The organism is Pseudomonas sp. BF-RE-21 (genome assembly GCF_019947305.1).
Lineage (GTDB): Bacteria > Pseudomonadota > Gammaproteobacteria > Pseudomonadales > Pseudomonadaceae > Aquipseudomonas > Aquipseudomonas migulae.
Genome location: NZ_JAGYGF010000044.1, coordinates 22,557 through 35,139 on the forward strand (window position 1 = coordinate 22,557; position 12,583 = coordinate 35,139).

The window sequence follows — 12,583 nt, forward strand, 5'->3', positions numbered from 1 at the left end:
CCGAGGAGCCTGTCCATGAGTACCGAAAACCGTGCCGCCGTCATTGAGGATTTCCTGAAGAAAATCCGTGTCATCAACCAACGCGGCGTCGACCGCGCCGCGCTGGTGGAGATCGTCTCCCTGCTGGAAGCCCTGGCCGAGCGCCGGGATCTGTTCAATTTCGACGCTTTTCCCGCGCCAGTGCCGGGGCAGGGCAGCACCGCGTTTCGCTACCGTCTGAATGACGACGGCGACACGCCGACGCTGTACCTGAACTCGTTGTTGCCGGGCAAAAGCACGCTCCCGCACAACCACGAAACCTGGGCGATCATCAGCGCCGTCGAAGGCCAGGAGATCAACTACGTCTATGGTCGCGATGACGAAGGCCGCGAGCCAGGTTTCACCACCCTGCACCTGCAAAAGGAAGTGGTCGTGCAACCCGGCACGTCGATTTCGTTTCTCGGTGAAGACCTGCACGGCATTCGCGTTGAAGGCGAGAGTGCGACCTTGCATTTCCATCTCTACGGCTTGCCGCTGGAGTCGCTCAACGGCCGTTATGGCGTCGAAGCGGACGGGCGCATTCTCAATTACAACGCCTCGCAAATGGCGCCGTCGATCAAGGCCTACGCATGATCGATTTGTACTACTGGCCGACCGGCAACGGCTTGAAGATCGGCATCCTGCTCGAAGAACTCGGGCTGGATTACCGGGTGGTGCCGATCAACATCCGCGAGGGCGAGCAGAAGCAGGAGGCGTTCCAGCGGATCAGCGCCAATGGGCGGATCCCGGCGATTGTCGACCATGCACCCGAGGGTTTGAGCGAACCGCTGAACCTGTTCGAATCCGGCGCCATTCTCAATTACCTGGCCGATAAGGCCGGGCGTTTTCTGCCCGCTGCCGGCAGCGTCGAGCGGCAGAAAGTCCAGGAATGGCTGTTCTGGCAGGTGGGGCATATCACGCCGTACCTGAGTCAGTTGCAGGTGTTCAAGGAGAAGGCGCCGCAACCGATTCCGTTCGCTCTCGACCTGCTCAATGCCGAAGCGACGCGGCTGTATCGGGTGCTGGAAACGCGTCTGGCTGACGTGCCGTATGTAGCGGGCGAGTACTCCATTGCCGACATGGCGATTTTCCCGTGGATCCAGCCGCAACGTCAGGGCCAGGACCTGGCGGACTTCCCGCACATCCACGCCTGGCGCGAACGCCTCAAGGCACGGCCGGCGATTCAGCGTGCGTATGCGAAGGGCCGCGACGTGGCGGCCAATGAGCGCTCTCTGGCGCTTCAATAATTTCTTTTTCAAGCGGGACTTCCATGAGCCAGACCGTAACCCCAGGGCAATTGCAACAGTGGCTGTTCGACGGGCAGGAAATCGCCCTGTTTGATGTGCGCGAACACGGCCAGTATGGCGAGGCCCATCTGTTTTTCGGGGTCAATCTGCCCTACAGCCGACTGGAACTGGAGGCTCGGCGGCTGGCGCCGAACCTTCAGGTGCGGCTGGTGATCTATGACCAGAGTGGCGGCGATGTCGCCACGCGTTCTGCCCAGCGTCTTCAGGCGTTGGGGTATGAGCGCGTGCACGTTCTCGAGGGTGGCGCCGATGGCTGGCAGGCTGCCGGTTATCAGCTGTTTGCCGGCGTGCATGTGCCGTCCAAGGCGTTCGGCGAATTGGTGGAGGAGGCCAGCCACACGCCGCATGTCACCGCGCAGCAGTTGGCCGAATGGCAAGGCCGTGGCGAGCCGCTGGTGGTGCTGGACGGTCGGCCGTTCGATGAATACCGCAAGATGACCATTCCCGGTTCCGTGTGCTGCCCGAATGGTGAACTGGGTTATCGCATCCATGATCTGGTGCCGGATGACACCACGCCAATCGTGGTCAATTGCGCCGGCCGGACCCGCAGCATTATCGGCGCGCAAACGCTGATCAACCTGGGCTTGAAGAATCCGGTCTACGCGTTGGAGAACGGTACTCAGGGCTGGTACCTCGAAGATTTTCAGCTGGAGCACGGCAGCAGCCGTCGTTATGCCGATGCCGTGTCTGTTGCGCCCTTGGCCGCACAGCGTGTGGCCGCTGCCGGACTGGCGGAGCGGTCTGGGGTGAAAACCGTTGTGGCCCAGCAAGTCGCGCAGTGGGCCGAAGAGGTCGGGCGCAGTCTGTTTCTGTGCGACGTGCGCACTGCCGAGGAGTTTGCCGCTGGCAGTCTGCCCGGTTCACAACACACGCCGGGCGGGCAGTTGATTCAATCCACCGACCTGTATGTCGGCGTGCGTCAGGCGCGGTTGGTGCTGATCGACAGCGATGGTGTGCGTGCGCCGATTGTCGCGAGCTGGCTGCGCCAGTTGGGGCATGAGGCGTATGTGCTTGAAGGTGGCGTGAGCAGCGATCTGGCGTTGCCCGAGGCCGAAGTTGCCGCCCCTGAGGCATTGCCATCGATCTCGGTGCAGGCACTGTCTGACGCGTTGAAGGACGACACCGTCGCGCTGATCGATTTGCGCCCGAGCATGACCTTTCGCAAGGGCCATATTGCCGGCTTTCGCTGGTCGATTCGTTCGCTGCTCGCGACGCACGTAGCCGGTGAGCACCGGCCATTGGTCTTGGTGGCCGATGATCCATTGCTGGCCGCATTCGCGGCGCAGGAATTGCCGGAAACCCAGCGCGCACAACTGCGACTGCTGGAAGGCGGACTCGCTGCCTGGCGTGCGGCCGGATTCACCGTGCAGGAAAGTCCGGACACGCCGGCCAATGAACAGTGCATCGATTTCCTGTTCTTCACCCATGATCGGCACTCCGGCAACAAGGACGCGGCGCGGCAGTACCTGGCCTGGGAAATCGGCTTGCTGGCGCAGATGAGCGACGATGAGATCGCCAGTCTCAAACCGCTGCAACCTCACGCCACCGAGGACGCGCGGGTACGCACACGCCTGGTCCATTCGGCACGCACGGAGCAGGGCAGTGGCGGTCGTTCGGTCAACGTGCCGGTCACCCGTCTGAGCACGGTACTGTTCGACAACCTCGCGCAAATGCGTGACGCCCGTGCCCGCCGTGACACCGAGCGGGTGTTGAGTTACGGCGCGCGCGGCAATCCAACCGCGTTCGCCCTCGAAGACCTGGTCACCGAACTGGAAGGCGGTTATCGCACGCGACTGTTCGGCACCGGGCTGGCGGCGGTCGCGCAGACGTTTCTGGCCTACCTGCGCCCCGGCGATCATGTGCTGATCACCGATGCGGTGTATGCACCGGTGCGGCGTCTGGCCCGGGAATTTCTTGAACCGTTCGGCATCCAGGTCAGCTACTTCGTCCCTGACGGCAGCGACTTGCAGGTGCAACTGCAAGCCAACACCAAAATGGTCTACACCGAAGTCCCGGGCTCCTTGCTGTACGAACTCTGCGACCTGCCGGCCATCGCCGCCCTGTGCAAACCGCGAGGCATTCTGCTGGCCGTCGACAACACCTGGGGCTCGGGTTACCTGTACCGACCGCTGACCCTCGGCGCGGACATCTCGATCATGGCGCTGACCAAGTACCTGTGTGGTCACAGTGATGTGGTCATGGGCAGCGTCTGCGTCCGCGAAGAAGTCTGGCAACCGCTGGCCTCCATGAGCGACACCTTTGGCGTCACCGTCAGCCCGGATGACGCCTATCTGGTATTGCGCGGCGCACGAACACTGGCACCGAGACTGGAGGTGCATGAGCGCCAGGCGCTGGAAATCGCCCATTGGCTGCAAGCGCAACCGCAGGTGAAACGGGTGTTCCATCCGGCATTGCCCGACCACCCTGGCCACACCTTGTGGCAACGGGACTTCAAGGGCAGCAACGGCTTGCTGTCCTTTGAGCTGAACGAGGCGGACGCCGCTTATGTCGAGCGCTTCATCGATGCGTTACAGCTGTTCGGATTGGGCGCGTCCTGGGGCGGTTTCGAAAGTCTGATCACCGTGGCCGACACCCAGGATCGCCAGAGTGCGGCGGACCGTTCATTGAATCCGGTGCTGCGCTTGCACATCGGGCTGGAGGATGTCGAGGCGTTGATTGAGGATCTGCAACGTGGTTTCGCTGCGATATCATGAAGACTCAGCGCACGGCTGAGTCTTCAGCACAGCGCCGGATCATCGGCCACCGGAAAGAACCGAATCATGCAAGACCGTACCTATCAACTGCTGGAAGTCGCCAACGGCAAACCGATCAAGCTCTGGACCGAAGGCGTTCCGGTAGAAAACGAAGCCAGGCAGCAATTGATCAACACCGCGAAGATGCCGTTCATCTTCAAGCACTTGGCGGTGATGCCCGACGTGCACCTGGGCAAGGGCTCGACCATCGGCAGTGTGATTCCTACCGTGGGCGCGATCATCCCCGCCGCAGTCGGGGTGGATATTGGCTGCGGCATGATCGCCGCGTGCACGTCGCTGACCGCCGCTGATTTACCGGACAACCTACATGGCTTGCGTTGCGCGATAGAGAAAGCGGTGCCCCATGGGCGCACCGTTGGTCGTGGGGTGCGGGACAAAGGTGCCTGGGACAGCGTTCCGAAACAGGCCGATCATGCCTGGTCTGCCTTGAACCCACGGTTCAAGGCGATTACCGATAAGTACCCGAAACTCGCCAGCACCAACAATCGAGGGCACTTGGGCACGTTGGGCAGCGGCAACCACTTCATTGAGGTGTGCCTGGATGAGGCCAATCGGGTCTGGTTCATGCTGCACAGCGGCTCACGCGGGGTTGGCAACGCCATTGGCTGCTTGTTCATTCAACTGGCCCAGGCCGACATGCGCCAGCACATCGCCAATTTGCCAGACCGTGACCTGGCTTACTTCGAAGAAGGCAGCCGGCATTTTGATGATTACGTTGAAGCCGTCGGTTGGGCCCAGGATTTCGCCAGGCAGAACCGTGCCTTGATGATGCAATCGGTGATTCAGGCGGCACGGAAAGTGATCGGCAAGCCGTTCGACGTCGCCCTGGAGGCGGTGAACTGCCACCACAACTACGTGCAGAAAGAGCGGCATTTTGGTCAGGAAATCCTGGTCACCCGCAAAGGCGCGGTGTCGGCGCAGAGGGGGGAGCTGGGGATCATTCCGGGATCGATGGGCGCGAAAAGCTTCATCGTTCGCGGGCTCGGCAACGAGCAATCGTTCTGCTCCTGTAGCCACGGTGCTGGCCGCACCATGAGCCGTACCAAAGCGAAAAGCCTGTTCACCGTCGAAGATCAGATCCGCGCCACCGCCCACGTCGAGTGCCGCAAGGATGCGGCGGTGATCGATGAAATACCGATGGCCTACAAAGACATCGACCGCGTGATGCACGCCCAACGCGAGCTGGTGGAAGTGCTGCATACCTTGCGTCAGGTGGTGTGCGTGAAGGGTTAGGCGCGGCCGCTACCGATACTTGATCACGATCCCTTTGAGTTTGCGTCCCTCAATGGTTCTTACATCGCGAGCCCACAGCGGCCCGTTGACATAAGCGCCCATCGGTTGGATATGGTCGTAGACCACCACCACGGCATCGCCACCGAGCTTGGCTGACTCGTCCCGAAGTTTTCCTTCTACCTGGGTGATCGGGGGGGCAGGATCAACGCTGGCATCGATCAGCACTTCACCCAATCGAATGTGCGGGCGAAGGGGTTCGGTACGCAACACCACGACTTCACTGGCCAGCGTCGGCGCGGGATGCTCGACACCCACATAAGCAGTGGTCTGGGCATCGACCGTGGCGCAACCACTCAACGCCAGCAGGGTTCCGGCGAGCGCTGTCGCCAGCAGCGATATTTTCAAACGGGTGGACCAGGGCGCGTCATGGGCAGGCATGGTGGGTTTCCTCCGACGGTTCTGCTGCGAGGCGGGGTGGCCTGTTGACGGTAGCAGACGGTCCGGGAGTGTCCAGAACGCCCAGCCTTTTCAGGTTGGGCGTTTGCTTGCCGGTAAAGTCACTGATCCTTTTCGCAATTGACCATCCACGACACACCAAACCGGTCGACCAGCATCCCGAAACGTGCGGCCCAGAAGGTCGCTTCCAGGGGCATTTGCACGCTGCCGTCTTCCGCCAATGCGTTGAAGACCCGTTCCGCCTCGGCAATGCTGTCGACGTTCAGCGAGACCGAACAACCGGCCATGTCATCCGTGGGGCGATCAGGTGTGGTGTCCGACCCCATGATCGCCTGATCGCCCACCGACAGGCGGGTATGAATGATCAGGTTGTGCAGGTCCGGCGCAAAGTGCTCGCGCGCCGGGCTTTCACCGAAGGTCATCATGACGTCGAGCTGGCCTTGAAGGGCCTGGGCATAGAAAGTGAACGCGGCTTTGCAGTCGCCGTTGAAGATGAGGTAGGGATTGATTTTCATTGTTTGCTCCCGTTGCCAACAGACGGTGGTGGGTTTTCCTGTAGGAGCGAGCTGGCTCGCGATGGTCTCCAGAACGCCGCGTTTATCCAGACCGCACGCTCCTACAACGGCATTAGCAAAGCCTTAGAGGTGGGGATTGGCAAAAATCGTTTAGATGTTTTTTCTATTGAAACGGTGCGGGTTATCGCTCAATCCACGACCACCGGGACATCGTCTTCGCCCAGGCAGACCGTCAACTGTTGACCGGCTTCGTTGAAGGCGCAGTGCGGTAACGACTGTTGCTTGAAAATGGCCATGGGCACACCGACAAACAAGATGAGCAGCGTGGTCGCCACGGCCATTCGCCCCGACATTGCAGAGCGTGACGGCGATGTTTTTGAGGCGCGGCTTTTGATCCTCGAGCGGGCATACAGGCCGCTGCACAGCAACACTGCGCCGAACAGCATGGCCACGCCGATCTCCTGTCGGCTGGTACTCAAAATCATTTGGTCGGCGTTTGCCGGATAGTTCAGTTGCCACCAGGCGCCAATGCCCACGGGCAAAAGCCCGGCGCTGATCCAGCCGTAGATTGATCCGGGCAAACGACACACAACGGCAAGCAACAGGCCGACGCTGGCAGCGCCCCAGCCCATCAGGTAAAGCTGGGTTGCCATGCCTCCCCCCATAAAAGTGCCGCCGACATCGATGGGCGTTATCAGCAACCAGTCAAAGGCGGCGATGTGCAGCGTCAGTACGAAGACGGCGATAGCGCTCAGGGGGTAGTAGAGCCATGACCAGAGGGTGCGGGGGCGGGATAACACACGAATTCCTTTTTGTGTTTGAGGGCGCGCCATTATGCGGCGTGGGTTTACGCTTTGCATCGGTGGCTCGCTCGATCCACTGAAACCGGTCTGGTTTCTCAGGCCGCTGCACGTGGTGCCGAGGGTCGCAGCAAACGCTCAATGGCCCCAGCCACGAGGTTTTCCAGCAGTTCATTACGCTCAGGCTCATCCAGCAGATGGTGCGCCAGCCAGCAGGGCGCGCTGTTCAGCAGATTGGCGATGGCATGTCCGGCGGCCTGTTGCGCCTGTTCACTGAGACGGGGTTTGGTCCCGAGCATCAGCAGCAATGTGCGTTCGTACTGTTCGCGCAACTGCCGAACGCGCGCCTGCTGTTCGTCATTCAGGCAGCCGCTGTCGCGTTCCACCAGACGAAAATGCCAGGGCATTTCCTGATGCAGATTCAAATGCGCGCGGATCAGGCTGTTGAGCCTGTCGCGCTTGGCCGGAGACTTTTGCTCGATGCGCCCCAGGGTTGCCAACAGCTCTTCGTAGAACTCCTCGATCAGGTCGAGCAGCAAGTGCTGTTTGCTGGGGTAATGGTGATACAACGAACCCGGGGAAAGCCCCAGGCACGTCGCGAGCTCACGCATGCCGACCTGACCGAAACCTTTGCTGGCAAACAGCTCCAGCACCTTGTCGCGGTACTCGGCGAAACGTGAGCAACGCTCAGGCATAGGCATGGAAGCCACGCCCCGTCTTGCGTCCCAGATAACCGGCGGCAACCATTTCCTTGAGCAGTGGCGCGGGGCGGTATTTGCTGTCGTTGAAGCCGTCGTAGAAGGCTTCAAGAATCGCCAGCACGGTGTCCAGGCCAATCAGGTCGGCCAGTGCCAGCGGGCCGATGGGCTGGTTGCAACCCAGGCGCATCCCGGCGTCGATGTCTTCGGCGCTGGCCAGGCCTTCCTGAAACACCAGGATCGCTTCGTTGATCATCGGTACCAGAATCCGGTTGACCACAAAGCCCGGACGGTTACCGGCGGTGATCGCGGTTTTGCCCAGGGTGGTTGCCATGTCCAGCGCCAGGGCGTGGGTTGCGTCGCTGGTTTGTAGGCCGCGAATCACTTCGATCAGGCCCATCACCGGCACCGGATTGAAGAAGTGCAGGCCGATGAAGCGCTCAGGCTGGCTGACGCTGGCGGCAAGTTGGGTGATCGACAGTGACGACGTATTGGAGGCGATCACACACTCGGCGCTGACCTGTGCGGCGATTTGTTGCAGCACGCGCAGTTTCAGGTCGAGGTTTTCGGTGGCGGCTTCGATCACCAGTTGCACGTTGTGCAAGCTGCTGTAGTCGGTGCTGGTGCGGATCTTGTCGAGGGCGGCGAGCTTTTGAGCTTCTGTCAGCGTGTCCTTGGCAACTTGCCGGTCGAGGTTTTTGCCGACGGTCGCAACAGCCTTTTGCAGGGCGCTCTCGGAGATATCGATCAAGGTCACGTTGAACCCTGCCTGGGCGCAGACTTGTGCAATGCCGTTGCCCATGGTGCCTGCGCCGATCACGCCAATGTTTTGCAGATTCATGTACACGTCCTTCCGGTCAAACCCCGCGATACCTTGGCCGCCACAGCGGCCGAAGGCGTACTATTGGCCGCGAGTCTAGAACCGGCGGGGCGGTTGTCCTATGCCGGAACTGTTCAACGGTGCTGGTGTTTTTTGCCATTCGGGTGATGGGGAGCGAAGCGTTCAGATGCGGGAAAAGGATTCGGTGGCCGCCTACTTTGTGCAGGCGATGATCCATGGGCTGGGGGACAATCCGCAGCGGCGGCGGGCTGCGCTGGAACAGGCAGGTATCGACCCGGCGTTGATCGAACAGCCCGTGTCGCGGGTGCCGGCCAGTGCGTTTGCCGCACTCTGGTTGATCCAGATTCGCGAGCTCGATGACGAGTTCTTCCGGCTCGACTCCCACGGCATGCCGCCGGGCAGCTTCGCCCTGATTTGCCGGGCCCTGATTCAGGAACCAGACCTGCACAAAGCCATGCGCCAGTGCCTGAACAACTTTGCCCTGTTCCTTCGCGATTTTCGCGGCACGCTGACGGTGCGCGGCAAACGTGCAGTCATCAGCCTGGATAGCTGCGCGAAAAACGATGATGTTGCGCGTTTTGGCGAAGAAACTTTTCTGGTGCTGATGATCAGTCTGATGTGCTGGCTGGGTGGTCGGCGTATTCCCATCGACCGCGCGGACTTCCGCCACAAGCGCGTGTCCCTCAGCGATGACCGTTTGCTCTGGGGGCCGAACCTGACCTTCGGCGCCGAGCGCACCGAAATCGAATTCGCCAGCCACTACCTGCGCTTGCCGGTGGTCCAGGACCTGGCTTCGCTGAAAGTGTTTCTGCGTACCGCGCCGCAATGGCTGGTGATTCGCTTCCGCAACCAGCATGGGCTCGCGTCCCAAGTCCACCAGCGTTTGCGCAACAGTCACTACAGCCAATGGCCGACCTTGCAGGCCTTTGCTTTGGAACAACATCTGAGCCCCAGCACCTTTCGCCGCAAGCTGGAGCGGGAAGGATGTTCGTATCAGGAAATCAAGGACGAGGTGCGGCGCGGGGTTGCGTTTGAGCAATTGCGGCAGAGCAAGGCCAGCATCGGTGACATTGCCGAACAGTTGGGGTTTCAGGAGCCGAGTGCGTTTCACCGGGCGTTCAAGAAGTGGACGGGGGAGAGTCCGGGGCGTTATCGAGCGCGGTTTTTGGAGCACGTGACGTCGGATCTGGATTGAGTTTTTGTCCAGTTTTTCCTTGTTGAATGTAGGAGGATTTTTCGCTTGTAGTCCCGCCTGTAGTCCCGAAATCTCTTGTGACTACCGCACTTCAGCAGTGGATGACACAGGCTGTAGAGGTGCTGTATTTATTTGCTCCGGGACGAATTTTCAATGGATTGGAAAGGGCAATGGACAGCTTGATCAAGGACGTGATCCCGCTACTGCAGTATCTGCTTCCGGGGTTTTTAGCGGCGTGGATTTTTTACTCGCTCACGGCGTTCAAGCGCCCGGACACTTTTGGACAGATTGTCCAGGCACTGATTTTTACGCTTGTGATTCAGTCGCTGGTGGTCGGTTTGGAAGGACTGTTGCTACTGGCGGGAGAACGGTTTTTTTCGATCGGCGTGTGGGACAGGAAATCGGAGGCGTTATGGTCGGCAGTGATTGCGCTGGTGATGGGGTTTCTTTCCTGTCATATCGCTCATGGCGACAGGCTTCATGCGTTACTCAGGAAACTGAAGATAACGGCTAAAAAATCGTTCCCTTGCGAGTGGTACAGTGCTTTTTCATCGAGACCGGGTTTCGTGATATTGCATTTGATCGGAGGGAAACGTCTGTTTGGCTGGCCAAGCGAATGGCCATCGGAACCTGCTAACGGACAATTCGTTCTGGAGTTCCCTCGCTGGATCGATAGCGACGGCAATCTGTTACCTGGTAGGGCAAAGGCCCTGGTTATTGATGTATCAAAAGTGAGTTGTGTCGAATTCGCAAAACAATAGGGTGATCAAATGTCATGCAAAGCGCCGACTGAAATGCCGCCTGAGCTGAGGCGGATGATGGAAGAGTGGGAAAATGGTGGTCCTCTTCCCCCCGGGCTGGTGTTCCCCATCGGGCCTTCACCTTTACGAAAAGAAATGACGAAACCGCGCAAGCGCAACCGATAAACATGCCAGCGGCCCTTTCCCGCGTCACCTCATTGCTCGATCAGGCCAGACGCGCCTTGCTCCTTGTCTGGGCTACTTCTCGCGGGTTGTTTCTGGGCCTGGTGCTGGCGACCCTGATCGCAGGCGTACTCCCGGCATTGGCTGCCTGGCTGGGCCAACGCATTGTCGACGCGGTGGTTTTCGCCATGCAACTGCACGCGCAGCAGGGCAGTGCGCCGTTGTGGCCGGTGGTGCGTTACGTGCTGTTTGAGGCCGGTGTGCTCGCGTTGCTGTCCGGGACCCAGCGGGCGCTGTCGGTTCAGCAATCGCTGTTGCGAGTGCAGTTGGGGCAGAAGGTCAACACGATGATTCTGGAAAAGGCCCAGACGTTGTCGCTGGTACAGTTCGAGAATTCCGAGTTCTACGACAAGCTGGTGCGGGTCCGGCGCGAGGCGTCGACCCGGCCGTTGGCGCTGGTGATGAAGTCGTTGGGGCTGATCCAGAACCTGATCGTGCTGATCAGTTTTGGCGTGTTGCTGGTGCATTTTTCGCCGTGGGCACTGGTGTTGTTGGTGGTGGGGGCGTTGCCGGTATTTTTTGCCGAAGCACATTTTTCCGGGGACGCCTTCAGGCTGTTCACCCGTCGTGCGCCGGAGAGTCGGCAGCAGAACTACATCGAGACGCTGCTCTCCCACGAGGGCTACATCAAAGAGGTCAAGCTGTTCGGCTTCGCGCCACTGCTGTTGAAGCGTTATCGCGATACGTTCGCGCGTCTTTACGCTGAAGACCGTCGGCTGACCCTGCGCCGCGATGGCTGGGGTTTTGTTCTGGGATTACTGGGCACAGGGGCGTTTTATCTGGCCTACGCGTGGGTGGTGGTCGACACCGTCCACGGCAGCATCACCCTCGGCCAGATGACCATGTACCTGGTGCTGTTCAAGCAGGGGCAGACCGCAGTGAGCAGCAGCTTGAGCGCCATCAGTGGTCTTTACGAAGATGGACTGTATCTGTCCAGCCTCTATGAATACCTGGCTGAACCCGTGGTGGCCGACTCCGGCAGCCTGACCGTAGGCGCGCTGCCCGGCGATGGTCTGCGTTTCGAAAACGTCGGGTTCAGCTATCCGGGCGCGAGCCGCGCGGCGCTGGAGGGCATTGATCTGCACCTCGTGCCGGGGCACAGCGTGGCGCTGGTGGGGGAGAACGGTTCGGGCAAGACCACGCTGATCAAGCTGCTGACCCGCCTGTACCGTCCCGACCAGGGGCGCATCCTGCTGGACGGCAGTGACTTGCAGGCGTGGGACGAAGATGCGCTGCGCCGGCGTATCGGCGTGATTTTCCAGGACTATATTCGCTACCAGTTCTCCGTGGGCGAGAACATCGGTGTCGGCGACACCCTGGCGTTCAACGATGAGCAGCGCTGGCAAGCCGCTGCCGCCGAGGGCATGGCCGCGCCTTTCATTGAGCGTCTGGATCGCGGCTATGCGACGCAATTGGGCCGCTGGTTTGCCGGCGGCCAGGAACTGTCCGGCGGGCAATGGCAGAAGATTGCCTTGTCCCGTGCCTACATGCGCCGTGACGCCGATATCCTGATTCTGGATGAGCCGACCTCAGCCCTCGACCCGGCAGCGGAAGCGGCGGTGTTCGAGCATTTCAGCGAGCACACCGAAGGCCGCATGACGCTGCTGATTTCCCACCGTTTTTCCAGCGTGCGCAATGCCGACCACATCATCGTGCTGGATCAGGGGGCGATCCTTGAACGCGGCGATCACGCCAGTCTGGTGGCCGCCGGAGGGCGTTACGCGCAATTGTTCAACTTGCAGGCGCGAGGTTATCGCTAAACG

The 12,583-nt window shown here is 60.4% G+C and carries 12 protein-coding genes; 7 read left to right on the forward strand and 5 right to left on the reverse strand.

Annotated features, from left to right (window positions below; genetic code table 11):
- Positions 1 to 15: 15 nt before the first annotated feature.
- The 4 genes from KGB25_RS22910 to KGB25_RS22925 all read left to right on the forward strand — a co-directional run bounded on the left by KGB25_RS22910 (position 16) and on the right by KGB25_RS22925 (position 5,332).
- A complete protein-coding gene (locus tag KGB25_RS22910) occupies positions 16 to 612 on the forward strand; it encodes a cysteine dioxygenase (protein ID WP_223436781.1) in 597 nt (198 codons plus the stop codon).
- Positions 609 to 1,265, forward strand: a complete 657-nt coding sequence (locus tag KGB25_RS22915) for a glutathione S-transferase N-terminal domain-containing protein (protein ID WP_223436783.1) — start codon at positions 609 to 611, stop codon at positions 1,263 to 1,265. Before KGB25_RS22910 ends, KGB25_RS22915 begins: the two co-directional genes overlap by 4 nt.
- Positions 1,266 to 1,288: 23 nt before the next feature.
- Entirely contained in the window at positions 1,289 to 4,039 is a 2,751-nt protein-coding gene (gene metC / locus KGB25_RS22920) for a cystathionine beta-lyase (protein WP_223436785.1), read from the forward strand.
- A gap of 66 nt (positions 4,040 to 4,105) precedes the next feature.
- The gene (locus KGB25_RS22925; RefSeq protein ID WP_223436787.1) at positions 4,106 to 5,332 is read left to right on the forward strand and encodes an RtcB family protein; all 1,227 of its coding nucleotides are present in this window, start codon (positions 4,106 to 4,108) and stop codon (positions 5,330 to 5,332) included.
- 9 nt (positions 5,333 to 5,341) lie between these two features.
- Here KGB25_RS22925 and KGB25_RS22930 read toward each other — a convergent pair whose 3' ends face one another.
- The 5 genes from KGB25_RS22930 to KGB25_RS22950 form a co-directional block, all read right to left on the reverse strand.
- Positions 5,342 to 5,770, reverse strand: coding sequence for a hypothetical protein (locus KGB25_RS22930; RefSeq protein ID WP_207286373.1), 429 nt, complete (start codon positions 5,768 to 5,770; stop codon positions 5,342 to 5,344).
- A gap of 119 nt (positions 5,771 to 5,889) precedes the next feature.
- Positions 5,890 to 6,303 carry a VOC family protein gene (locus KGB25_RS22935; RefSeq protein ID WP_207286372.1) on the reverse strand — a complete coding sequence of 138 codons (414 nt, stop codon included), beginning with the start codon at positions 6,301 to 6,303 and terminating at the stop codon, positions 5,890 to 5,892.
- Positions 6,304 to 6,491: 188 nt separating this feature from the next.
- Positions 6,492 to 7,163: a hypothetical protein gene (locus KGB25_RS22940; protein WP_223436788.1), complete on the reverse strand. Its 672-nt coding sequence runs from the start codon at positions 7,161 to 7,163 to the stop codon at positions 6,492 to 6,494.
- Between the two features lie 38 nt (positions 7,164 to 7,201).
- Positions 7,202 to 7,804 carry a TetR/AcrR family transcriptional regulator gene (locus KGB25_RS22945; RefSeq protein ID WP_008041168.1) on the reverse strand — a complete coding sequence of 201 codons (603 nt, stop codon included), beginning with the start codon at positions 7,802 to 7,804 and terminating at the stop codon, positions 7,202 to 7,204.
- Positions 7,791 to 8,642 (reverse strand): 3-hydroxybutyryl-CoA dehydrogenase, encoded by an 852-nt coding sequence (locus tag KGB25_RS22950; RefSeq protein ID WP_008032849.1) that lies wholly within the window; start codon positions 8,640 to 8,642, stop codon positions 7,791 to 7,793. Before KGB25_RS22950 ends, KGB25_RS22945 begins: the two co-directional genes overlap by 14 nt.
- 166 nt (positions 8,643 to 8,808) lie before the next feature.
- On the opposite strand from KGB25_RS22950, the gene KGB25_RS22955 reads away from it, so the two are divergent.
- From KGB25_RS22955 to KGB25_RS22965, 3 genes are all read left to right on the forward strand, one after another.
- Positions 8,809 to 9,837 (forward strand): AraC family transcriptional regulator, encoded by a 1,029-nt coding sequence (locus KGB25_RS22955; RefSeq protein WP_223436790.1) that lies wholly within the window; start codon positions 8,809 to 8,811, stop codon positions 9,835 to 9,837.
- Between the two features lie 170 nt (positions 9,838 to 10,007).
- Positions 10,008 to 10,598 (forward strand): DUF6338 family protein, encoded by a 591-nt coding sequence (locus tag KGB25_RS22960; RefSeq protein WP_223436813.1) that lies wholly within the window; start codon positions 10,008 to 10,010, stop codon positions 10,596 to 10,598.
- Between the two features lie 167 nt (positions 10,599 to 10,765).
- Positions 10,766 to 12,580: an ABC transporter ATP-binding protein gene (locus KGB25_RS22965; protein ID WP_008041165.1), complete on the forward strand. Its 1,815-nt coding sequence runs from the start codon at positions 10,766 to 10,768 to the stop codon at positions 12,578 to 12,580.
- Positions 12,581 to 12,583: the final 3 nt, after the last annotated feature.

Excerpts from the sequence above, each read along its gene's own strand:
- KGB25_RS22945 (WP_008041168.1), bottom strand. The coding sequence starts at position 7,804 with ATGCCTATGCCTGAGCGTTGCTCACGTTTCGCCGAGTACCGCGACAAG.
- KGB25_RS22910 (WP_223436781.1), top strand. The coding sequence starts at position 16 with ATGAGTACCGAAAACCGTGCCGCCGTCATTGAGGATTTCCTGAAGAAA.
- KGB25_RS22915 (WP_223436783.1), top strand. The coding sequence starts at position 609 with ATGATCGATTTGTACTACTGGCCGACCGGCAACGGCTTGAAGATCGGC.
- KGB25_RS22965 (WP_008041165.1), top strand. The coding sequence starts at position 10,766 with ATGCCAGCGGCCCTTTCCCGCGTCACCTCATTGCTCGATCAGGCCAGA.
- KGB25_RS22960 (WP_223436813.1), top strand. The coding sequence starts at position 10,008 with ATGGACAGCTTGATCAAGGACGTGATCCCGCTACTGCAGTATCTGCTT.
- KGB25_RS22925 (WP_223436787.1), top strand. The coding sequence starts at position 4,106 with ATGCAAGACCGTACCTATCAACTGCTGGAAGTCGCCAACGGCAAACCG.
- KGB25_RS22940 (WP_223436788.1), bottom strand. The coding sequence starts at position 7,163 with ATGCAAAGCGTAAACCCACGCCGCATAATGGCGCGCCCTCAAACACAA.
- KGB25_RS22935 (WP_207286372.1), bottom strand. The coding sequence starts at position 6,303 with ATGAAAATCAATCCCTACCTCATCTTCAACGGCGACTGCAAAGCCGCG.
- KGB25_RS22955 (WP_223436790.1), top strand. The coding sequence starts at position 8,809 with ATGCGGGAAAAGGATTCGGTGGCCGCCTACTTTGTGCAGGCGATGATC.
- metC (WP_223436785.1), top strand. The coding sequence starts at position 1,289 with ATGAGCCAGACCGTAACCCCAGGGCAATTGCAACAGTGGCTGTTCGAC.
- KGB25_RS22950 (WP_008032849.1), bottom strand. The coding sequence starts at position 8,642 with ATGAATCTGCAAAACATTGGCGTGATCGGCGCAGGCACCATGGGCAAC.
- KGB25_RS22930 (WP_207286373.1), bottom strand. The coding sequence starts at position 5,770 with ATGCCTGCCCATGACGCGCCCTGGTCCACCCGTTTGAAAATATCGCTG.